The following is a 22,012-nucleotide window of genomic DNA, read 5'->3' on the forward strand; positions in this document are numbered from 1 at the left end:
ATCAGAACGAAAAGATGCCAGCTGCGAAAAACGCCGATCAGATCCGGATCATGCCAGCAAAAGGATGATCATTGCGGATTAACACATTGATATGAGATCACTTTCCACACTCCATCTTCATTGCCGAAGCGGATGATATACTTTCGTCCATCCTCTGCCCCATCACCTGTCTGCCCAAGGACAGCTACGGTAGTTTCATCAACAGTCTCCCAGGACGGGTTGTCGCTATATGCATTCAATCCCATGGCCGGCTGACTCAAATATAATTTCCCATCTTTCTCTTCGAATGAAGCCAGTTTCAGAGACTCATCGAAAATGTCTTCAGTGGTGTAAGAGAGAACAGCATTCTTCAATTGTTCCAGGCTCCCGTAATTTTCCACCAGATGATAATCCCGGTCTTCGTCAGTAAAACCAGTCTGATCATCGAGGACACAATTATAGTCATACAATAAGATCCCTCTGAATCTGATCAGCAGATCCTTGATGATCTCATCTGTCAATGTATCAGATTCAGAAGCCGCACGATCTATGCTCTGGATCACCGGGGCGGAAGAAGAAGGCATCTCAGCTGAAGGAGTACTTGCTGCAGCAGAGGATTGCTGGCTGCAGGCAGTGAGAAACAGCAAAACAATGATCAGAATTTTTTCCATATGCAGTACACCATGATCCTTTCTGCGGCCTAACCGCATTGATTCGGTTCTTTACAATGACAGGATAGCATAATCCGTTTTTTTCTCCAGCCATAGCAGATGCAGCTTCCCCATCCCCTCACGCTATCGTGCCAGCTGTACTTGCTTCAGGGCAGAGATCCGGTGCAGATGGAATGATTCCTGAAAAGAAAGATTGCAAGCGAAAAAAATCAGTTTCCGGAATTGGAAACTGATTTTTCTGTTACTGTTTCTCGCTCACGCGGTATCCGTTCTCATCGGCATCAACGACAATGGTCTTGCCGGCAATTGCAGGATCCGAAAGAATCACTTTTGCAACATCGGTTTCAATGGTTCTCTGGATATGCCGCTTCATCGGCCGAGCGCCGAAGGCAGGATCCGTTCCGCAGGAGATGATCCGATCTTCTGCAGCCTCGGTAATCTCAAGCTTGACGTCCTTCTCAGCCAGACGGTCTCTCAGCTGATTCAGGAACTTCTGAGCAATCTGCTTCATCGTATCCTTGGTCAGCGCATTGAAGACGATGATTTCATCAATCCGGTTCACGAACTCCGGCTTGAAGAACTTCTTCACTTCTTCCATGTAGTGCTGCTGGCGTTCTTCCTTGTCCGGGTCAAACGCATACTGGGAGCCGAGGTTCGAGGTCATGATGATGATCGTATTCTTGAAGTCCACGGTCACGCCCTTGGAGTCGGTGACCCTGCCATCATCAAGAATCTGCAGCAGGATGTTGAACACATCCGGATGTGCCTTCTCGACTTCATCGAGCAGCACGATGCTGTAAGGATTCCGGCGGACTGCTTCCGTCAGCTGGCCGCCTTCATCATATCCGACATATCCAGGAGGAGCACCGATCAGACGGGAAACGCTGAACTTCTCCATGTACTCGGACATATCGATCCGGATGATCTTGTTCTCGTCATCAAACAGCTGTTCTGCCAGAGCCTTTGCAACTTCGGTCTTGCCGACACCAGTCGGGCCGAGGAACAGGAAGCTTCCGATCGGACGGTTCTCATCCTGGATATCTGCCTTCGAACGCATGATGGCGTCCGAAACCAGCTTCAGAGCTTCGTCCTGACCCATGACCCGCTTGCGGAGAGCTTCCGGCAGGTGCAGGATCTTCTGCCGCTCGGTTGCCATCAGACGGGATACTTCAATATGCGTCCAGCGGGAGACGATCTGAGCGATCATCTCTTCATCCACGACCTGACGGATCATGGAATCTTTGCTTTCCTTTGCCGAAGCATCATCAATCTTCTTCTGCAGCGCAGGGATCGTATCATACTTCAGCTTTGCTGCTTTCTCGTAGTCAGCGTCATTCTGTGCCTGGGTCAGCTGCAGCTTCGCCTGTTCGAGCTGCTCGCGGTAGGTCTTGACGTCATCGAGTTCTTTCTTCTCTTTCTGCCACTTCGAGAACTTCTGAGCCTTTTCTTCATTGAGGTTTGCAAGTTCTTTTTCGATCTCGTTCTTGCGCTCTACGGTCTTCGGATCCGTCTCGTCTTTCAGAGAAGTCTCCTCGATCTGCAGGGTCATGATCTTCCGATTCAGCTCATCGAGGTCTGCCGGCATGGAATCCATTTCCACTCGCAGACATGCACATGCTTCATCGATCAGGTCAATGGCCTTATCCGGAAGATACCGATCAGTGATATAGCGGTTGCTCAGAGTAGCAGCAGCCACGATTGCTTCATCCTTGATCTGCACGCCATGATGACTCTCAAAGCGTTCCTTGAGTCCTCTGAGGATCGAAATGGTATCCTGAACCGAAGGCTCGGAAACCATGATCTTCTGGAACCGGCGCTCCAGTGCCCGGTCCTTTTCGATGTACTTGCGGTATTCATCAAAGGTCGTTGCACCGATGCACTTCAGCTCGCCTCTTGCCAGCATCGGCTTCAGGAGGTTCGCAGCATCCATTGATCCTTCCGTCTTGCCTGCACCGACCAGATTATGAATCTCGTCGATGAACAGGATGATATTGCCATTTGCTTTCTTGACGGAATTCAGCACGCCCTTGAGACGTTCCTCGAATTCGCCACGGTACTTGGCCCCGGCAATCAGCGCCCCCATATCCAGTTCGATGAGCTGCTTGTCCTTGAGTCCTAACGGCACATCGCCGTTGTAGATACGCCATGCAAGTCCTTCGACAATAGCAGTCTTGCCGACGCCCGGTTCACCGATCAGAACCGGATTGTTCTTCGTCTTGCGGGAAAGAATCTCGATGACCCGGCGGATTTCCTCATCTCTGCCGATGACCGGATCGATCTTTCCGTCCTTGACATCCTGGACCAGATCATGCCCGTATTTCTTCAGAGCATCAAGCTGGCTTTCATTTCTCTTGTCATCCATCTTCATTCCAGCCCTTCTTTCTTCTTCGGCCTTGATCACATCTTTCAGCGTGAAATGGAACTGCTTCATGAGATCATTGCAGACCGGAGCATTCGTTTCCAGCAATCCGATCAGAAGAGCGGCCGTGCCCATGTACGTATCGCCCTTCTTCTTCATGTAATCCAGCGCATGCGTATAGCCTTCGCTCAGGTATCTGGATAATGCCGGCTGACCGCTGTCAGTCGTAGTGGAAAGTCTTGCCAGATACTGATTCACGAATTCGAGCATCTTTGCCTTATCGGCTTTGACTCTCTCCCAGATCCCATCGAGACCATTGTCTTCGATCATCGCCGCCAGAACATGTTCCGGCGTCAGCTCCGGGTTATGATTCTCCTGCGCTTTCGTCAGTGCAGCCATGATGATCTGCTGCAGCTGTTCAGTCATCTTTTCAATATCCATGAGAGATCACCTCCTGTTTCTGGTTTCCCTCAGTCATTCTCTTTATTTGAAGGAGCGGCGGAACCGATCCCAGACAGATTCTTTCTCCGGGCTGTCCTCAAGCTCCTTCAGCTGTTCATAGAGTGCTTTTTCTTTTGCACTGAGTTTCTTGTCAATCTTGATCCGTACCGTGCATAGCTGATCTCCTGGCTTGCCCGTGCGTAAATCAGCAACCCCTTCTCCGCGCAGTCTCAGCTGCGTGCCATCCTGGGTTCCTGCCGGTATCTTCATCGAAACCTCACCGCGGATCGTTGGCACATCGACCGTCGTTCCAAGTGTCGCATCCACTGCGGAAACCGGGATATCCAGGAGGATGTTCCGGCCATCCCGGACGAACTGCTCATGCGGCAGAACATTGATCTCCAGATACAGATCTCCATTCGGGCCGCCATTCGTTCCGCGCTCGCCCTTGCCAGCAACTCTTAACTGCTGGCCGGACGCGATGCCTGCCGGGATCTTCACATCCACGGTGACCTTCTTGCGCTCGTAGCCCTTGCCGCCGCAGGTCGGACATACGCGGCGGATCCGCTTGCCGGTTCCGCGGCAGTCAGGACATACATTCTGCGACTGGAATACTCCGAACGCGGTCCGCTGCTGGGAGATGACCGTACCCGTGCCATGGCAGGTCGGGCAGTCTTCGATATCCGAAGGCGATGCCGCACCGCTGCCTCCGCAGGCACTGCATACTTCATCCACCGTCAGGTTCAGGGTCTTGGTCGTTCCGAAACATGCTTCCATGAACGTGATATCCATGCGCATGAGCCGGTCCTGGCCCTTGCGAGGCTGCGAAGAAGCACGTGACGAAGACCGTCTCGAGCCGCCGAAGCCGCCCATATCTCCGCCGAAGAAACTGGAGAAGATATCGTTCAGGTCATCGAAGCTTCCGGACGTGAATCCGCCGTACTGGCBGAATCCGCCATCCGCCTGAGCACCGTCCATGCCGGCAAATCCGAACTGATCATACTTCTGGCGCTTATCCGGATCACTGAGAACTTCATAGGCTTCATTAATTTCCTTGAACTTCTCCTCGGCATCCGGCGCCTTGTTCACATCAGGATGATATTTCTTGGCAAGAGAACGATATGCTTTCTTGATTTCATCATCCGTTGCCGATTTCGAGACGCCAAGCACCTCGTAATAATCTCTCTTTTCTGCCATTTCCGCGTGCCTCTTTCCTTATGCGGGAAAACCCCGTAGAAGACAAATTCCCGGAGTTTCTTCCAGGAATCTGCCGCATACACAGTGATTACTTCTTTTCCTTGAAGTCCGCATCCACTACATCATCATCGGACTTGGAACCAGTGCTGCCGGCATTCTGCTGAGTGCCTGCACTCTGCTGCTGGCCGCCGGCATTCTGATACATGGACTGAGCCATCTCATTGGCTGCCTTTTCCAGGGCATCCATCTTCGTCTTCAGACCATCCATATCATTCTTGTCAATGCATTCCTGCAGCTCATCGCGAAGCTTCTTGACCTCATCCTTCTGAGCCTGCGTGACATTCGGGTTCTCAGTCTTCAGAGTCTCATCAATCTGATTGATGTAAGCCTCTGCCTTGTTCTTGGTCTCGATGTCTTCCTTCTTCTTGTCATCCTCAGCCTTGTTCGCCTCAGCTTCCTTCACCATGCGGTCGATCTCAGCATCGGAGAGATTGGAAGAATTGGAAATCGTGATGCTCTGTTCCTTGCCGGTACCCTTATCCTTAGCGGACACATGAACGATACCGTTGACATCGATATCAAACGTGACTTCAATCTGCGGAACACCTCTGCGCGCCGGTGCGATGCCATCGAGCTGGAAGTTGCCCAGCGTCTTGTTGTCAGCAGCCATCGGACGCTCACCCTGCAGGACATGAATGTCAACTGCCGGCTGATTATCCGCAGCCGTTGAGAATACCTGGCTCTTCGAAGTCGGGATCGTGGTGTTTCTCGGAATCAGAACGGTCATGACACCGCCGAGTGTTTCAATACCAAGAGACAGCGGAGTGACATCCAGCAGAAGGACATCCTTCACATCGCCGGCGATGACGCCGCCCTGGATTGCAGCACCGATTGCGACGCACTCATCCGGGTTGACGGACTTGTTCGGCTCTTTGCCGAGCTCTCTTCTGACTGCTTCCTGAACTGCCGGGATACGGGTAGAACCGCCGACCAGCAGAACCTGATCAATGTCATTAGCAGTCAGCTTTGCATCCTTGAGAGCCTGATGAACAGGTCCCATGGTCTTGTCGACCAGGAATTTTGTCATCTTATCAAACTCTGCACGAGTCAGCTTAGCTTCGAGGTTCAGAGCACCGCTGCCATCCTTTGCCATTGCGATGAACGGCAGGGAGATATCGACTTCCAGCATGCCGGAGAGGTCTTTCTTTGCCTTTTCAGCAGCATCCTTGAGTCTCTGCAGGGTCATGTTGTCTGCTTTGAGATCAATGCCATGCTCTCTGCGGAAGTTGTCAGCAAGCCAGTCGATGATCACGTTATCGAAATCATCGCCGCCCAGATGAGTATCGCCAGCCGTAGCCAGAACTTCGAACGTGCCATCTGCGATATCGAGGATACTGACATCGAAGGTGCCGCCGCCGAGGTCATAAACGAGGACCTTCTGTTCCTTATCGCCCTTATCGATACCGAATGCAAGAGCAGAAGCAGTCGGCTCATTGATGATACGGACAACATCAAGACCAGCAATCTTGCCGGCGTTCTTGGTTGCCTGACGCTGTGCATCGTTGAAGTATGCCGGAACAGTGATGACAGCCTTCTCGACCTTCTCACCGAGGTATCCTTCTGCATAGTCCTTCAGGTAGGACAGAATCATTGCGGAAATCTCTTCCGGCGTGTACTGCTTGCCTTCCAGAGTAACCTTCTCATCGGTACCCATCTTTCTCTTAATGGAATACACGGTATTCTTGTTCGTGATCATCTGACGCTTTGCAGCATCGCCGACGATGCGGTCACCGTTCTTGAATGCAACGACAGACGGAGTGGTGCGGTTGCCTTCCGGATTGGTGATTACCTTAGGCTCCTTGCCTTCCATGACTGCAACACAGCTATTCGTAGTACCTAAGTCAATTCCGATAATCTTAGACATAATATTCTTTTTCCTCCTGAGCTTATTCGCTCACCTTTACCATAGCGGCTCTTAACAGCCGGTCTTTCAGCTTGTATCCCTTCTGAAGCACCTGAGTAACCATGCCGGGCTTCACGCCTTCGACATGCTCGGTCATCATTGCCTGCATCAGATTCGGATCATATTCTTTTCCGTCTGCTTCGATTTCCTCGACCCCTTCTTTCTTCAGGGCTGCAGTCAGACTCTTCAGAACCATCTCGAATGCCTTGCGGTAATTCTCATCATTCGTATCCGCAGGCTTCACAGCCAGGGCCCGCTCGCAGTTGTCGATGCAAGGGAGAATCTCCTTGGCAAAGTCTGCGATGTGGTACTTCATGTGCTGATCGAATTCGTTTGTCAGCCGCCTGCGGGTATTTTCGGTATCCGCATAAGCTCTGGCATAGGCATTCTTCAGCTTGTCTACCTGTCCCTGCAGTTCTGCATTCTGTTTCTTCAGGGCTGCGATTTCTTCTGCCTTCGGATCAGGTGCAGGCTTCTTCTCTTCTTTCTTTTCGGAAGAAGCTTCTTTCTGTTCTGCAGGTTTCTGCTCCTGTTCCTTCGGAGCAGCCTCGCTGCTCTCCGAAGGTTCCGGCTGCTTCTCAGCTTCCGGTTTCTTCATGTCCTGTGTTTCTTCGCTCATTTTTTCTTTCCATCGCCTCCGGATCGATACATGTCTTCTATCATCTGGGCAACATAGTCCAGCATCGAGACAACCCGTTCATAATTCATCCGGGATGGCCCGACGACCATCAGCTGCCCTTTCTCATCTTTATTCACATGGAACGTACTTCGGACAATTGCCACATCATTGACCCATGTCAGTTCTGCACCCTTGCTGGTCGTTACCGTCACGGCATGCTCGGAATTGTTCAGTTCTTTCCACTTGGAAGTATCATCGAGCACCGACATCAGCTTCTTGAGCTTGCTGATATCTTCGAATTCCGGCTGATACAGCATCTTGTCCTTGCCGGAGAAATAGACGTTCTCGCTGGCAAACTTCACGAATGCCTGCACGAATGCGGTGAATAGCACATCGTGCTGCTCCACGACCTGGCCAAGCTCCGGCTTGAGTTCTTCCATCCGCCGGACCAGCTGGCTGACCGGTACATCCTTGAGCCTCTGATTCAGCACATCGGTGCACGTCTCGATGTCCTTGATGGATATTGCCCGTTCGAAATGGAAGTTCTTCGTTTCCGTATGACCGGTATTCGTGATGAATACGGCTACGGCATTCTGATCGTCAATCGGGAACAGCTTGATATGCTCCAGGCGCTGGGAGCTGGAATCAGGCCCCACCGCTCCTGTGGTCATATTGGTCATCTCGCTGAGGATCTGACAGCTCTGCTCGACCGCTTCCTGCACGTTGAGGTTTGACGCATCGAAGGCAGATCGGATGGCAACTTCCATCTTCTTGTCGATGTTGGAATCCTTCAGCAGATTCTCGCAATAGAACTTGTATCCGGCAGTGCTCGGAATCCGGCCGCTGGAAGTATGAGTCTTTTCGAGATAGCCCATTTCTTCCAGAACCTGCATATCATTGCGGATCGTCGCACTCGAATACGGGAGCTTGTATTTCTGCTGCAGAGTCTTGGAGCCAACCGGTTCTGCGGTTCGGATATATTCATCCACGATCGCTTTGAATATTTCTATTCTTCTTGGTGTCAGCATTCCGAATCGCCTCCTTTTAGCATTCATTTCGTTTGACTGCTAACAGTATAGCTCGAGGGTTTAGCACTGTCAATATTGGTGTGCTAAATCTTTTTGAATTTCTGAATCCCGCATAACCATGCCTTTTTCCTAAAGAAAAACCATCCGGAGATGGTCATATCTGCTGAAGTTTTTCTGTCACTCTGCCAATGATCGGCCGGGGCACGAAGCCCTCCAGGCTGCCGCCGTTGGAACCGATCTCCTTGACTGCCGAAGAGGACAGAAAGGAATACTCCGGCCTGGCAATGAAGAACAGTGTCTCGATCGTATCATCGAGCATCAGGTTCGCAGTAGCCTGCTGCAGTTCATATTCATAATCGGAAACAGCGCGGATGCCTCTGATGATGACGCCGGCATGATGGGCTCTTGCAAACTTTACGGTCAGGCCGCTGCCGATCGCCACATGTACATTATGGACATTCGTCAGCGCTTCGATGCTCTGCTCAATCATCTCGGCCCGCTCTTCTTCCGTGAACAGAACGTGCTTGTTCGGATTTCTCATGATAACGACCGTCACTTCATCAAAGGCATGAGATGCACGCTCGATGATATCGAGATGGCCGTTCGTGATCGGGTCGAATGTTCCGGGGTAGATTGCTTTCATATGTGTTCTCCTGCTGCTTCCTTATAATATGTGACTTTCGAGATGCCGTAGATCTTTTCCAGAACCCGCTGAAGCGAGCCGATGGAAGCAGCGAAGGATTCTTCCTTCAGGGATTCCACGGCAATGACTGCTCCGGGGTTCAGCAGATGTTTCTCTGACAGCAGGGATAGAATTGCTTCATTCTCCTGTTCTGCATACGGAGGATCGAGATAGACGATATCTGCTCTGACTTCTTTCTCTGCCAGCAGCTCGATGGCTTTTCTTGCAGAAACGTGATAGACCGTGCACTTCTCTTCAGCATGAAGAGAAGCGATATTGTTCCGAATGATGCGGCAGGCCGCAGGATTGCGGTCAGCGAAATACGCATGTTCCATCCCCCTGCTCAATGCTTCCAGGCCGACTGCACCAGAGCCTGCATAAAGATCGAACACAACCCCGCCGGAAAAGAAGCCGCCAAGCGTGGAAAAGACTGCTTCGCGGACTTTGTCGAGCGTCGGTCTGGTCAGGGAACCGCTGAGGGTTTCAAGTTTCCGGGATCCCCACTCCCCGGCTACGATTCTCACTGGATTTCCTTTCTGCGATAAGCGGAGATGACAGCCTGGGCAATGCCGATTGCCGACATGAACGACAGGGTCGAAGAACCGCCGGAAGAAATCATCAGCAGCGGGACGCCGGTCAGCGGAATCAGTCCGGTAACTCCGCCGATGTTAAACAGGCAGTGGATGACTAAGTATAATGCCGTGCCGACCAGGATGATTCTGCCCTTCTCGCTTCTCATCTTCATCGCATAGCGGAACAGCTGGATGACAATGATCAGATACGGGATGAAGATCAGCAGGAAGCCGATCAGGCCCATCTCCTCGACGACGATTGCGAGAATGAAGTCGGTATTCGCGGCCGGGAAGTTCGTGTACTTGCGTACGGAGTTGCCGAAGCCCAGTCCCGTCCAGCCGCCGGAAGCAAAGCTGATCAGACCGTTGACGAGCTGATAGCCGGTATTATAGCGGTCGATGAAAGGATTGATGGAAGAAAGGAAACGGTTCTTCTGATATTCCTTCAGCGGCAGTTTCTCGATGAGTGCAACGCCCTGATCCGTCATCAGAAACAGGAAGAATACGATGCCCAGAATCAATAGACCTGCAATGAGTCCCTGAATCGGCTTCAGCTGCTTGTTTGCCGGAATGAGCATGCAGAAGGCAGCGATCAGCACGATGACGGCAGCCGAACCGGCATCAGACTGAAATGCCGCGATGATGATCAGATAGCTGAAGATGAAGATCAGCGGCCGCTTCCAGATATCCCTGCCCCGCGGATAGCGGGTGCGCACATCGCCGCAGTATGCGGCAATGATGAGATAGGTCATGATCTTGGCGAATTCAGATGGCTGAATCGAGATATCCACACTGCTGACCGGAACCCGGATCCATGCCCGGGCGCCATTGACTTCCGGGAACACGAGGCATGCCATCAGCGCAAAGCCCATGCCGATGGCAAGCGGAGGAAACTTCGAGCTCTGCAGGTACTTCAGCGAGAACCGGCGGGCAAAGAAGCACATGGCATAATAACCTGCCGCAAGAAAGACAATCTGCTTCAGAACGACAAGCAGAAGATATCTCTGATTATTGACCGCAAGACCCATCGAGGCACTGGCGATCATCAGCAGTCCGTATACGGAAAGCACGATCATCGCTCCCTGAATGGCACGATCGCTCTTTGCGGGCATGCGGAGAGACAGCAGTTTCTGTTTTTTCTTCGGCACTGCCGCCAGCCGGTTCTGTTCCAGAACAGTCATAATAGCAGTAAGATTGTAGCACAAAGGATGAGTCTCTTTATTTCCAAATGGGAGAGCATCCTGCCCTGTACCCTGCAGATCAGAGAGGAAAAGTTTGGATTAAGCGCTTACAGCGCCGCTTTCTGATGCATTTGTTTTTGACATGGAATCACTTTCTGCTAGAATACCGTATGGAGATTGAGAAAAGAGTATGATTATTAATAATGATACGATTATCAAAGATGATAATCCTGTTATCCGTGAGAAGTCTGAGGAAGTTCCCCTTCCTCTTTCAGAAGAAGACAAGCAGCTGTTAAGAGATATGTTCCAGTATGTCAAGGACAGCACCGTGCCGGAGCTTGCTGAGGCTAGAAACCTCCGTCCGGCAGTCGGCATCAGTGCGATCCAGCTTGGCGTGAAGAAGCAGCTGACGGCAGTCATCGTCAAGGAAGAAGACTCGGCCGGCAATGAGAAAGTCTATCAGTACATGCTTGCCAACCCGAAGATCGTTTCTGCGTCGGTGCAGCCGGCCTATCTGGAATGCGGCGAAGGCTGTCTGTCCGTACCCGAGGAACATCAGGGATATGTAGTCCGTCATGCCCGGGTTACGGTGAAAGGCTACGACCTTCTGACGGATTCGAACATCACGATCCGGGCAAGAGGATATCTTGCCATTGTCCTTCAGCATGAGCTGGAGCACTTCAAGGGAGTTCTGTTCTATGACCACATCAGCAAGAAGGATCCATTTGCCAAAGTTCCCGGCGCAATGGTGATCTGATTTCTGCATTGTGCAGTCTCCAAAGAATGATATAATGCGGTTGACAGATTCAACCGCATCTGGAAATGAGGTTTATAATTAATGGAAGAAAAAGCAAAAGCTGTACGGCCGGCTCATTATACGCAGGTCCCGGAACCGGATTACAGCAGGAATGCGATCAATCACAAGACTGACACCCTTGTTTATGCTATGGGCGGACTCGGGGAAGTCGGCAAAAACATGTACTGCTTCGAACACGATGACGAAATCATCATCGTCGACTGCGGCGTGCTGTTCCCGGAGGATGAACTGCTCGGCATTGACTATGTCATTCCGGACTTCTCCTACCTGCAGAAGAATGCGTCCAAGATCAAGGCGCTCATCATCACCCATGGTCATGAAGATCATATCGGCGGCATCCCGTTCTTTCTGCGCTCGATCCATCTGAAGCAGATCTACGCACCGCGCTTTGCCAAGGCACTGATCGAAAAGAAACTTGAAGAGCATCATCTGACCAGAGCCTGCAAGGTCATCGAGATCAACGGCGACAGCCGGGTCCGCACGAAATACTTCAATGTAGGCTTCTTCAATACCGTTCACTCGATTCCGGATTCTCTCGGAGTCCTGATCAATACCCCGAACGGACGCATCGTCGAAACCGGCGACTTCAAATTCGATCTCACCCCGATCGGCGTGCAGTCCGATTATCAGAAGATGGCATATATCGGCCAGGTCGGCGTGACCCTGCTCATGAGCGACAGCACGAACTCAGGCGTTCCGGGCTTCTCGATTTCCGAGAAGAAGGTTGCCATGGCAATCATGGAGCAGATCCGCAAGACCCCGGGCAGACTTCTTGTCTCGACCTTCGCGTCGAATGTCAACCGTCTGAACCAGATTCTTCAGGCAGCCGTTGCCTGCAACCGCAAGGTTGCTGTCTTCGGCCGTTCCATGGAGAATGTGCTGGAGATCGGCAGAAAGATCGGATTCATCAAGATCAGCGATGAAAACTTCATCACCGGCAACGATCTGAATACCCTCCCTGCCAACCGCATCTGCATTGTCTGCACCGGATCGCAGGGTGAACCGATGGCTGCTCTTTCGCGCATTGCGAATGGCACGCACAAATACATTCACATCATTCCAGGCGATACGGTCCTGTTCAGCTCCAACCCGATTCCGGGCAATGGTGTCAGCGTCAGCGGAGTCATCGATCAGCTGACAAGAGTCGGCGCCAACGTTGTCGTCAACTCCCCGCTCACGTCTTTCCATACCACCGGACATGCGCCGCAGGAAGAGCAGAAGCTGATGCTGAACCTGATCAAGCCGAAATACTTCATGCCGGTCCATGGCGAATACAAGATGCTCGTGCAGCATAGTGCTACCGCCCAGGAAACCGGTGTTCCGGACGATCACTGCTTCATCTGCTCGAACGGCGACATTGTCGTGCTGCGCAATGAAGAAGCCTTCATCGCCAACGAACGGATCCAGACGGATGCGATCTATGTTGATGGCAACGATGCCAGCGGCTTATCTACCAGCGTCATCAAGGATCGTCAGATCCTTGCAAGCAGCGGTCTGGTTGCGGTCATCGTGACCATCGACAGCCGCTATAACAAGATCCTCTGCCGGCCGAGCATCGTCTCCCGCGGATTCGTCTATATCAAGGACAATCAGACCCTGCTCAAGGAAGCAGAACTGGTCGTCTACGATGCCCTGAAGCAGAAGATGCAGCAGCGCACGACCTTCGGCGAACTGAAGAACTGCATTCGCTCTTCGCTTGAGCCATGGCTGTTCCAGCGCACAAATCGGAATCCGATCGTGATTCCGGTCATCCTGAATCAGAAGGCTGCGATTGCGGAGATTCAGGCAAAGGCCGCAAAACCGCACACCCGCACTGCTTCTCACAGCGCAAAATCAAAAGAAAAAGAGAAAGCCGAATAAGTAATTACGCAGGCAGAAATCATTCCGCCTGCGTTTTCTTATTGCTTTTTATTGCAATTTATACTATTTTTCCGATATGAAATCTGTCGTATTCTCCGATGCTGATGCCGGGATGACCGGATACTTTACGATCCTGTACTGCCTGCGCAGCTGTTCTTTCTGTTTTCCAGGCAGCCGCCTGGCCATGTATCAGGGCGATCTGATCCTTGCCCCGGAGGCATTTGTCTACAAGACCTCAAGCCGCGGCAGCCTGATCTCACTAACGTTCCGGGAAGCTTTCTTCACGGAAGATCTCCGGAAGGAACTGAAAGACTGCACCGTCCTTTCCCGCTTTCTTTCCGGAGAAGTATGGCAGCCGATCTTCTTCCGGGCCGAAGAGAACCCGGTTCTCGCCGACTGGACCACACTGCTGAAGGCAGAGGCAGTCAGGAACCAGGACCATCATGAACGGATCATGAAAGTGCTGATGCTCGGGTTCTTCATGACCATTGACAGCTGCGTCCCGGCAGAGATCGAACCATCAAGTGCATTTCTGGAATCCAATACGAGATTTGCCGAAATCCTGGATTACATGAAAGAGAATTATGCGACGGCAACCCTGGAAGATACGGCTGCCCGGTTCGGCTACAATCCGAACTATCTCTCCACCCGCTTTCGTACGGTCACCGGAAAGACCTTCAAGCAGAAACTGCTGTCAATGCGGCTGGACGAAGCAGAGCATCTGCTGACAACAACCGATCTGAAGATCGATGAGATCTCCGCCCGAATCGGCTTCCATGACAAGAGCTACTTCATGAAGAAGTTTCATGAGCAGTATCAGATGACCCCGGCCCGCTACCGGAGACTTCAGAAGAAGAAAGCAGCAAAAGAAGCAAAAGAGACCGGTGCAGAAAAGTAATGCACACCCTTACCGAAGGCTTCATGAATAAAAGGCATCTGTGATCTATCCGCAGATGCCTGATTCATTCAGCTACAGTACATACTGAGAAATCGTTGCGCAGATTGCCTTGATATTCACCTGGGATCTGAAGTCATTAAAAGGCAGAACTGATTGATTAAGTTCTGCCCTTTCATTTACCGATATGTCAACAGGAAACGCTTCAGCGTCTCTCTGCTGCACCGGCATGTGCTTTTGCAGCTTCAAGACCAAGCCGCATGAGTTCGGCGCCGGCCTCGGACTTAGTGCAGATATGGTTCTGAATCCGGAAGCTTTCTACTTCTGCATTCAGGGCATCATCTGCTGCCACGCTGATCATCTGCATGTTGTAAGCCATGTCCTGTTCCTCCTTGCTTGCCCGTATTATAGCGAACAGAGAGCTGATTCCGATCAGCGATCGTTCCGGATTCATGAAGAGTTTTCATGAAATAAGCTTTCTGCAGCAAAAAGGTTTCTGCAAGCGCTTCACATCAGGATCTGATGAGGCATCACGTCTTTCGGGATCAGGCACTGATACGCATCATCCTTGGTCCGTTCTGCAAATTCCTTCTTTGCGGCTTCCACTGTTTCCGGGTATTCATAGAGAGACTCTGCTGCCAGAGCCAATACCTCAGACCCCTTCAGCATGCCTTTCATCGCGATCTCGCTGGCGCCTTCAGCTACCCATTGCCATGAATGCGCATTGGCACCGTAGCTGTAGCAGGCCGTATTCAGAGTTGCGGTCGGCACAACATAGCTCACATCGCCGACATCGGTGGATCCCATCTCGCAGCGATCAGAATGAATCGTCTCAACGAAGTAGTCATCGATCACAGAAGTCTTCTCAGACTCCAGCAGCTTCTGCTTATCTTTGACCGGATACGGAATCTGATCCAGCGTATAGGGTTCCTTCCAGGTGTCGTAGAACTTCTTCGCATAGGCCAGGTCTTCCTTCGTATAGACCGGAGCACCGGCTTTGCGGAATGCATCAGCCAGCACATCCTCCAGCGTGAAGTTCACGATCGTATTCGAGAGGCCTTCATCAAACAGAATGTCAACGGAAGTCTCCGTCATCAGCGCTGCTCCCTGGGCAATCTTCTTGACCCGGTCATAGAGAGCAAGGCACTTGCGGTTGTTCGTGGAACGGATCAGATACTTGACTTCTGCTTCGGCCTGAACGACATTCGGCGAGCTGCCGCCGGTATTCGTGATCGCATAGTGGATGCGGTCCGTGCTTTCCATATGCTCGCGCAGATAGTTGGCACCGACATCCATGAGCTCGACCGCATCGAGAGCGGATCTGCCGTTCTGCGGTTCGCCAGCCGCATGGGCAGCGACGCCATGAAAGCGGAAGTTGGCAGAAATGCAGCTCTGCGAACTGCCGGTGCATACCTGGTGGAATACGGACGGATGATACGAGAACGCGAGATCGACGCCGTCAAAGGCCCCATCTCTTGCCATGTAGGCTTTTCCGGACCCTGCTTCTTCACCTGGGCATCCGTAGATCTGGACCGTTCCCGGAATGCCCTTCTCTTTCAGATAATCGCGGATCAGGAGTCCTGCTCCGATCACGGCGGTGCCGAGCATATGATGTCCGCAGCCGTGTCCCATCGGTTTTCCATCCGGGCATGGTTCAGGAACATCCGGTTTCTGGCCGAGTCCGTATAATGCATCGAACTCACCGAGCAATGCAATCACAGGATGACCGCTTCCATAGGAAGCACGGTAGCCGGTATGCGTATGGCAGAGATCGGTTTCCACCGCAAAGCCCTGCGATTTCAGATACTCAATCTGCGCATTGCTCGATTCAACTTCCGAAAATCCTGGTTCCGGATGCGAATAGACGAATCTTGCCAGTTTCTTCAGATCTTCTGTGTATGGGTTATTCATGTTCTTTCTCCAGCTTGAAGCAGGCCGCCGAATGTCCGCCGTAGTCTTTCATAGCTGGCATCTCGTGATGGCAGCGTTCTTCCGCAAACGGACATCTGGTGCAGAATGGGCAGCATACCGGCGGATTGATCGGAGAAGGAATCTCTCCTTGCAGAATCTGGCGGTGGCTGTTCTTGCCCTTGATCGGGTCAGGAATCGGCACTGCTGACAGCAATGCCTGGGAATACGGGTGAAGCGGGTGATGATAGACCTCACGGGCTTCGCCGATTTCGACGAGGTGGCCGAGGTACATGACGCCGATGCGGTCGGAGATATGCTCGACCATGGCCAGGTCATGGGCAATGAAGAGATAGGCGATATGGAGTTCATTCTGGATCTGCTTGAGCAGATTGATGATCTGGGCCTGGATGGAAACATCCAGGGCGGAGATCGGTTCATCGCAGACGATGAATTCCGGGTTCAGGGCAAGGGTTCTCGCGATCGAGATCCGCTGCCGCTGGCCGCCGGAGAATTCGTGCGGATAGCGGCGGATATGGTCCGGTTTCAGGCCGACGAGCTTCAGCAGCTCTTCCGCTTTCTCTTCCTGTTCTTTTGCGGTGCCGTAGAGATGATTGATCTGCATCGGTTCCTTGATGATTTCGCCGACCGTCATGCGCGGATCGAGCGAGGCATACGGATCCTGGAAAATCAGTTGGCAGGTTCTGCGGAACTCATGCAGGTCTTTGCCCTTCAGCTCTGTGATGTCCTTGCCCTTCACGAAGATCTTGCCGCCAGTCGGATCATAGATCTTGACGATTGTTCTGCCGAGCGTGGATTTGCCGCAGCCGGACTCTCCGACCAGACCGAACGTCTCACCGGGATACACATCAAACGACACATCATCGACTGCCTTGACGATCTGCTTCTTGGCAAACATGCCTCTGGTCACATCAAAGTACGTCTTCAGATGCTGGATCGATACAATGGGCTGTTCACTCATACCGGACTCTCCCCCTTTCTGCGCTTCACTTCATTCAGCCAGCAGGCACTCTTGTGGTTCTCGGTGAACTGGGTGAAGGCCGGCATCTGTTTCCGGCAGATCTTCATCGCCTTGCTGCAGCGGTCCGCAAACGGACAGCCGACCGGAGGCTTCAGAAGATCCGGCGGAGAACCAGGAATCGGCTGCAGTTCCTTGTACGTATCGTCTTCCGGATTCGTGATGCAGTTCAGCAGACCGATCGTATACGGATGGGTCGGATGATAGAAGATATCGAGATCCGTTCCGGATTCGACAATCTTGCCACCGTACATGATGTAGATGTAATCGCACATCGAAGCGACGACGCCGAGGTCATGCGTGATCAGGATGACGGAAGAACCTTCCTTCTTCGACAGGTTCTTGATCAGGTCGAGAACCTGGGCCTGGATGGTCACATCCAGAGCAGTCGTCGGTTCATCCGCGATGACTAACGATGGCTTATTGGCTAAGGCAATGGCGATGATGATACGCTGGCGCATGCCGCCGGAGAATTCATGCGGATACTGAGTCATCCGCTTTTCCGGTTCATTGATGCCGACTTCCTTCAGCAGTTCAATGGCCCGCTTCGTCGCTTCGGCATCGCTGACCTTGTTATGGTTCAGAATGATTTCCTTGATCTGTTTTCCGATTGTCAGGGTCGGATTCAGAAAGGTCATCGGATCCTGGAAAATCATCGACATCTCTTTGCCGCGGATCTCATCCATGCGTTTTTCATATGCTTTCTCATCCTTGAAATGAGAAGCCGTGATGTCTTCGCCATTCAGGATGATCTCGCCGGATTCGATTCTGCCATTGCCTGCCAGAAGTCCCATGACGGAATACATCGAGACGGACTTGCCGGATCCGGACTCGCCGACGATGCCGACAATCTCGCCTTCATTGACTTCATACGTGATGCCCCGTTCTGCATAGACGGTGCCCTGGTCGGTGCTGAAATTCACGACCAGATCATTGACTTCAAGAATATGACGGGTCATGTTCACTGCCCCCGTTTCTTCGGATCGAGCGCGTCATTCAGCGCATCGCCGATAAAGTTCAGAGCCAGCATCGTGAGGCAGATTGCCGCAACCGGCCATACCATCTGCAGCGGATAGGAGCTGATCAGCGAACGGGCATCGTTTGCCATCGTGCCCCAGGAAGCCTGCGGAATCGAGATGCCGATGCCGACAAAGGACAGGAATGCTTCGGTGAAGATGGCACTCGGAACCATCAGAGTTGTGTTGACGATGATCGGGCCGATGCTGTTGGTAATCAGATGGCGGAACAGAATCCGGGCATCCGAAGCACCCATGACTCTGGCACACTGAGCATATTCCTGTTCTTTCAGGGACATGACCTGGGCTCTGACCTGACGGGCAAGTCCGACCCAGGAGCTCACGCAGATTGCCAGCAGCACGGACCAGACATTCGATCCGAACACCAGCATGATCAGGATGACGTACAGCAGGGTCGGGACAGCATAGATGATATCGACGATCCGCATCATGATCAGATCGACTTTGCCGCCGCAGTATCCGGCAATGCCGCCGTAGATCGTGCCGATCACGAGATTGATGCCAGCTGCCGCAAACCCGACCGACAGAGAGATTCTCGCGCCGTACATCACCCGCACGAAGATATCTCTGCCGAACTTATCCGTTCCGAACAGATGGGCAAGCGATGGCATCGCATTGCGGGTCGTCAGATCCTGTCCGTCATACGTATACGGAGAGAACATCGGCACGAAGATCGCTAAGAGAATCATCACGATCAGGAACACGAGGCTGACTACCGCCAGTTTGTTCTTTCTGAAATTGCGCCATACATCCGACCAGTAGGTACGGGATTCCATGGCTACGAATTCGGCGTCTTTTTCCGAATCCGGAAGCGGTTCGAATTCGCTTTCCGGAACACTCTGAGCATCCGGATACGGCTGTTTCATTTCCAGTTCAGACATGTTTTCCCTCCTTTACTTCAGACGGATACGCGGATCGATCATCGCCGTGATCAGATCGGTCACGATGTTGGCAACGATGATGGCAGCACCATAGATGATGGTCAGCGCCATGATCATCGTATAGTCACGGTTGGAGACACTGTTGACAAATTCAGCGCCGATACCCGGAATCGAGAACATCGTCTCGACGACGAATGAACCGGTAAGAAGTGTCGCCAGCAGCGGTCCGGCATAGGTGATGACCGGAATGCTGGCATTCTTCATCGCATGATGAAGAATTGCCCTTTTCTTGCTGGTGCCCTTGGAACGAGCCAGGATCATGTAATCCTGCTTCATCTCCTCGGTTAAGGAGGATCTGGTCAAACGCGAGATCATCGCAATCGGACTCATTGCCAGGGCAACGCTTGGCATGATGTAGCTCTGCGGGGTATTGAGACCGATGACTGGCAGACAGTGCAGCCAGACACCGAACACGAACATCAGCAGCAGCGCCAGCAGGAAGCTCGGCACGGATACACCGATCGTACCGAAGAATGCAGCAAGGCCCTGCACCCATGCTTTATTCGAGAGGGCAGATGCGATACCCAGCGCAATGCCGGCAACCATCGCAACCACGAAGGCAGCTGCGCCAAGCTTTGCTGTCGTCGGCAGACCCTTCTGAATAATCGACATGACCGTTGTTCCCTTGCGGTTCAGGGACGTTCCGAAATCACCATGCAGCACATTTTTCAGATAGGCCAGAAACTGCACGCTGATCGGCTGATCGAGCTGATATTTCTGAATCAGCACATCTCTGACCGATGCAGGAAGACGTGAGGTCTCCCCGGCAAACGGAGAACCAGGGATGGAATGCATCAGGAAGAACGTGATGAACATCAATGCAAACAGCGTCACGATTCCGAGCAGAATTCTCTTAGCAAGATACTTTCCCATTCCCTTCTCCTTTCTTCAGATACGTATGGAACCACTCTGTCATTTCCTTCAGCCTCCGGATTCTGTGCTGAGGCTTGCCCGAACGGCTGAGTCCATGGTTCTCTCCTTCAAACAGCACCATCTTGGCAGGCACATGGAAATACTTCATCGCCGTATACATCTGCATTCCCTGATCGATCGTGCAGTTGTAATCGCATAAGCTGTGCAGGAACAGAATCGGGGTCTTGGCATGATCCGCATAGGCAAGCGGAGACTGTTTCCACATCGCCTGCATATCGCTCCACGGATCTGCAGCCATCTCATTGGAATCAAACGAGACGCCGATCTCACTGGCTCCGAAGTCCGATACCCAGTTCGAGACGGAACGCTGCGACACGATTGCCGCAAAGCGATCGGTATGCCCTTCAATCCAGTTGCTCATGAAGCCGCCATAGCTGCCGCCGCCTGCTCBGATTCTCTCCAGATCAATCGGAAGCTGCTTAAGCACCTCATCCGTGAAGTCCATCAGATCTTCATAATCGATCGTTCCGTACTTTCCGCGCAGGTCTGCATACGCTTCGCCATAGCCTTCGCTGCCATGCGGATTGCAGAAAAAGACATAGTATCCATCTGCCGCCAGCGTCTGCATCTCATGGTAGAACGTCAGTCCGTATGCACATCTCGGACCGCCATGAATCTCAAGCACGCCAGCCGCCTGTTCTTTCGTTGCGCCTGCAGGTTCGAGATAGAAGCCTTCGACGATATCGCCATTCCGGTTCGTGAAGGACAGCTTCTTCACCGGTGAGACGACATGTTCCCTCAGATAGGACGCATTCGGATCATAGACACACTTTCCATTCACGCATACCTGGCTCAGGCCATTGACCGGAGCCTGGATCGTGATCAATCCTGCATCCGTCTTCGCAAAGTTCAGAATCACGCCGCCCTCTGCATCTGCTGCTTCTGAGATTTCTCCGTCTGCAGACAGCTTGTAGAGATCCGTATGCGTATGGCACATTGCCGTGAAATAGACATCGCTTCCGCTTCCGGCAAACACCGTTCCCGAAGGACGCAGCGTATCCGTCAGCGGTGTATCGCCGATCGCAAGCTCTTCCGCATTCTGATGAACAGGAGAATACGTTCCGGTCTTCGGATCTGCCTGATAGAAATCACACAGCTGTCCGAGTCCCCATGGCTTCATGTCGGTGCCGGCAAATATGATTGCCTTGTCCGTGAATGTGCAGAAGCTGACCCTCATGACTCCTTCCGGAACGAGGATCTGCTTTTCTCCAGTCGAAGTATCAAGCAGCTTCAGCGTGCTTGTCTCCGGCAGAATGTCATCGAATGTCCGGCTGATCCAGAGAACTTTAGAGCCATACACGCAGGTATGCGCGGTATCCTCATTCTGATCCGTGATAGCTTTCAGTTCTTTCGTTTCAGGATCAAAGAGGAATAATCCTGATCTCTTTCCTGCCACAAATCCTCTGCCATTTGCCCATACCGGAATCTCTTCCGCCACATGCACATCGCTGGCCTTTTCTTTCGGATCCAAACGATAGCGGTCTCTGCAGATTTTCAGCAGATACTTTCCTTCCGGAAGCTTCCAGATCTGCTCAACGTCTTCATCCAGTTCAAATGCTGGCACTGCCTCACCGCCATTCACATCGATGCGATAGAAGCTGCTGTGCGGATCCGTTTCCGATTCTTTCCGTCCGCTCATGAAGAGGATCGTGCGATCGTCTTCGAATACTGCCATGTCATCACTGTTTCCGGACGTAAGCTGAGATACCTTTCCGGTTTCCGGAACCAGGACATAGAGATTCCTGTGTTCCTTGTTCTCCTTGAGGTCCGGAGTGATTTCCGTGAAGACTGCGGTCTCCTGATCCGGGCTCAGCACCAGATGATTCAGGCAGCTGAGCTTTGCAATGTCTTCTTTTCTGACAAGTTCCATTTCAGATCCTTTCTTAAAAT

Annotated in this window: 19 protein-coding genes; 3 read left to right on the forward strand and 16 right to left on the reverse strand. The window is 52.2% G+C overall.

The genetic code is table 11. From position 1 onward, the window contains the following. Positions 1–68 precede the first annotated feature (68 nt). The 9 genes from FYJ51_RS07920 to FYJ51_RS07960 all read right to left on the reverse strand — a co-directional run bounded on the left by FYJ51_RS07920 (position 69) and on the right by FYJ51_RS07960 (position 10,716). Positions 69–650, reverse strand: a complete 582-nt coding sequence (locus tag FYJ51_RS07920) for a hypothetical protein (RefSeq protein ID WP_154504782.1) — start codon at positions 648–650, stop codon at positions 69–71. A 241-nt stretch (positions 651–891) separates the two neighbouring features. Next, positions 892–3,450: an ATP-dependent Clp protease ATP-binding subunit gene (locus FYJ51_RS07925; protein ID WP_154504784.1), complete on the reverse strand. Its 2,559-nt coding sequence runs from the start codon at positions 3,448–3,450 to the stop codon at positions 892–894. A 42-nt stretch (positions 3,451–3,492) separates the two neighbouring features. Continuing rightward, positions 3,493–4,647 carry a molecular chaperone DnaJ gene (gene dnaJ, locus FYJ51_RS07930; RefSeq protein WP_154504786.1) on the reverse strand — a complete coding sequence of 385 codons (1,155 nt, stop codon included), beginning with the start codon at positions 4,645–4,647 and terminating at the stop codon, positions 3,493–3,495. 88 nt (positions 4,648–4,735) lie between these two features. Then, entirely contained in the window at positions 4,736–6,571 is a 1,836-nt protein-coding gene (gene dnaK / locus FYJ51_RS07935) for a molecular chaperone DnaK (protein WP_154504788.1), read from the reverse strand. Positions 6,572–6,593: 22 nt separating this feature from the next. Next, the gene (grpE, locus tag FYJ51_RS07940; protein ID WP_154504790.1) at positions 6,594–7,229 is read right to left on the reverse strand and encodes a nucleotide exchange factor GrpE; all 636 of its coding nucleotides are present in this window, start codon (positions 7,227–7,229) and stop codon (positions 6,594–6,596) included. Continuing rightward, positions 7,226–8,257 (reverse strand): heat-inducible transcriptional repressor HrcA, encoded by a 1,032-nt coding sequence (hrcA, locus tag FYJ51_RS07945; protein ID WP_154504792.1) that lies wholly within the window; start codon positions 8,255–8,257, stop codon positions 7,226–7,228. The genes grpE and hrcA overlap by 4 nt, the downstream gene beginning before the upstream one ends. Positions 8,258–8,411: 154 nt before the next feature. Continuing rightward, positions 8,412–8,900: a pantetheine-phosphate adenylyltransferase gene (gene coaD, locus FYJ51_RS07950; protein WP_154504794.1), complete on the reverse strand. Its 489-nt coding sequence runs from the start codon at positions 8,898–8,900 to the stop codon at positions 8,412–8,414. Then, positions 8,897–9,463 (reverse strand): 16S rRNA (guanine(966)-N(2))-methyltransferase RsmD, encoded by a 567-nt coding sequence (rsmD, locus tag FYJ51_RS07955; protein WP_277084792.1) that lies wholly within the window; start codon positions 9,461–9,463, stop codon positions 8,897–8,899. The genes coaD and rsmD overlap by 4 nt, the downstream gene beginning before the upstream one ends. Next, positions 9,460–10,716, reverse strand: coding sequence for an FtsW/RodA/SpoVE family cell cycle protein (locus FYJ51_RS07960; RefSeq protein ID WP_235897253.1), 1,257 nt, complete (start codon positions 10,714–10,716; stop codon positions 9,460–9,462). The genes rsmD and FYJ51_RS07960 overlap by 4 nt, the downstream gene beginning before the upstream one ends. 166 nt (positions 10,717–10,882) lie before the next feature. Here FYJ51_RS07960 and def point away from each other — a divergent pair, with 166 nt between their 5' ends. The 3 genes from def (at position 10,883) to FYJ51_RS07975 (ending at position 14,267) form a co-directional block, all read left to right on the forward strand. Further along, positions 10,883–11,449 (forward strand): peptide deformylase, encoded by a 567-nt coding sequence (gene def / locus FYJ51_RS07965; RefSeq protein ID WP_105303984.1) that lies wholly within the window; start codon positions 10,883–10,885, stop codon positions 11,447–11,449. A gap of 81 nt (positions 11,450–11,530) precedes the next feature. After that, positions 11,531–13,369, forward strand: coding sequence for a ribonuclease J1 (rnjA, locus tag FYJ51_RS07970; protein WP_154504796.1), 1,839 nt, complete (start codon positions 11,531–11,533; stop codon positions 13,367–13,369). Positions 13,370–13,481: 112 nt separating this feature from the next. Beyond that, positions 13,482–14,267, forward strand: coding sequence for a helix-turn-helix transcriptional regulator (locus FYJ51_RS07975; protein ID WP_205946247.1), 786 nt, complete (start codon positions 13,482–13,484; stop codon positions 14,265–14,267). Positions 14,268–14,469: 202 nt separating this feature from the next. Here the strand turns inward: FYJ51_RS07975 and FYJ51_RS07980 are convergent, their stop codons facing one another. Genes FYJ51_RS07980 through FYJ51_RS08010 form a run of 7 tightly spaced genes read right to left on the reverse strand, consistent with a single transcriptional unit; the run spans position 14,470 to position 21,992 of the window. Continuing rightward, on the reverse strand, positions 14,470–14,718 hold the full coding sequence (locus tag FYJ51_RS07980) for a hypothetical protein (protein WP_154504800.1): 249 nt from the start codon (positions 14,716–14,718) through the stop codon (positions 14,470–14,472). 53 nt (positions 14,719–14,771) lie between these two features. Further along, a complete protein-coding gene (locus FYJ51_RS07985; RefSeq protein ID WP_154504802.1) occupies positions 14,772–16,175 on the reverse strand; it encodes an amidohydrolase in 1,404 nt (467 codons plus the stop codon). Next, entirely contained in the window at positions 16,168–17,154 is a 987-nt protein-coding gene (locus FYJ51_RS07990) for an ABC transporter ATP-binding protein (RefSeq protein WP_105303989.1), read from the reverse strand. Before FYJ51_RS07990 ends, FYJ51_RS07985 begins: the two co-directional genes overlap by 8 nt. Continuing rightward, positions 17,151–18,170, reverse strand: coding sequence for an ABC transporter ATP-binding protein (locus tag FYJ51_RS07995; RefSeq protein WP_154504804.1), 1,020 nt, complete (start codon positions 18,168–18,170; stop codon positions 17,151–17,153). Before FYJ51_RS07995 ends, FYJ51_RS07990 begins: the two co-directional genes overlap by 4 nt. A 2-nt stretch (positions 18,171–18,172) precedes the next feature. Continuing rightward, entirely contained in the window at positions 18,173–19,129 is a 957-nt protein-coding gene (locus tag FYJ51_RS08000) for an ABC transporter permease (protein ID WP_235897254.1), read from the reverse strand. Between the two features lie 12 nt (positions 19,130–19,141). After that, the gene (locus tag FYJ51_RS08005) at positions 19,142–20,062 is read right to left on the reverse strand and encodes an ABC transporter permease (protein ID WP_105303991.1); all 921 of its coding nucleotides are present in this window, start codon (positions 20,060–20,062) and stop codon (positions 19,142–19,144) included. Further along, positions 20,043–21,992, reverse strand: coding sequence for an alpha/beta hydrolase family protein (locus tag FYJ51_RS08010; RefSeq protein ID WP_205946248.1), 1,950 nt, complete (start codon positions 21,990–21,992; stop codon positions 20,043–20,045). Before FYJ51_RS08010 ends, FYJ51_RS08005 begins: the two co-directional genes overlap by 20 nt. Positions 21,993–22,012: the final 20 nt, after the last annotated feature.

Source organism: Stecheria intestinalis (assembly GCF_009696165.1).
Lineage (GTDB): Bacteria > Bacillota_I > Bacilli_A > Erysipelotrichales > Erysipelotrichaceae > Bulleidia > Bulleidia intestinalis.

Excerpts from the sequence above, each read along its gene's own strand:
- FYJ51_RS07920 (WP_154504782.1), bottom strand. The coding sequence starts at position 650 with ATGGAAAAAATTCTGATCATTGTTTTGCTGTTTCTCACTGCCTGCAGC.
- FYJ51_RS07925 (WP_154504784.1), bottom strand. The coding sequence starts at position 3,450 with ATGGATATTGAAAAGATGACTGAACAGCTGCAGCAGATCATCATGGCT.
- dnaK (WP_154504788.1), bottom strand. The coding sequence starts at position 6,571 with ATGTCTAAGATTATCGGAATTGACTTAGGTACTACGAATAGCTGTGTT.
- grpE (WP_154504790.1), bottom strand. The coding sequence starts at position 7,229 with ATGAGCGAAGAAACACAGGACATGAAGAAACCGGAAGCTGAGAAGCAG.
- hrcA (WP_154504792.1), bottom strand. The coding sequence starts at position 8,257 with ATGCTGACACCAAGAAGAATAGAAATATTCAAAGCGATCGTGGATGAA.
- coaD (WP_154504794.1), bottom strand. The coding sequence starts at position 8,900 with ATGAAAGCAATCTACCCCGGAACATTCGACCCGATCACGAACGGCCAT.
- def (WP_105303984.1), top strand. The coding sequence starts at position 10,883 with ATGATTATTAATAATGATACGATTATCAAAGATGATAATCCTGTTATC.
- rnjA (WP_154504796.1), top strand. The coding sequence starts at position 11,531 with ATGGAAGAAAAAGCAAAAGCTGTACGGCCGGCTCATTATACGCAGGTC.
- FYJ51_RS07975 (WP_205946247.1), top strand. The coding sequence starts at position 13,482 with ATGACCGGATACTTTACGATCCTGTACTGCCTGCGCAGCTGTTCTTTC.
- FYJ51_RS07980 (WP_154504800.1), bottom strand. The coding sequence starts at position 14,718 with ATGAATCCGGAACGATCGCTGATCGGAATCAGCTCTCTGTTCGCTATA.
- FYJ51_RS07985 (WP_154504802.1), bottom strand. The coding sequence starts at position 16,175 with ATGAATAACCCATACACAGAAGATCTGAAGAAACTGGCAAGATTCGTC.
- FYJ51_RS07990 (WP_105303989.1), bottom strand. The coding sequence starts at position 17,154 with ATGAGTGAACAGCCCATTGTATCGATCCAGCATCTGAAGACGTACTTT.
- FYJ51_RS07995 (WP_154504804.1), bottom strand. The coding sequence starts at position 18,170 with ATGACCCGTCATATTCTTGAAGTCAATGATCTGGTCGTGAATTTCAGC.
- FYJ51_RS08000 (WP_235897254.1), bottom strand. The coding sequence starts at position 19,129 with ATGTCTGAACTGGAAATGAAACAGCCGTATCCGGATGCTCAGAGTGTT.
- FYJ51_RS08005 (WP_105303991.1), bottom strand. The coding sequence starts at position 20,062 with ATGGGAAAGTATCTTGCTAAGAGAATTCTGCTCGGAATCGTGACGCTG.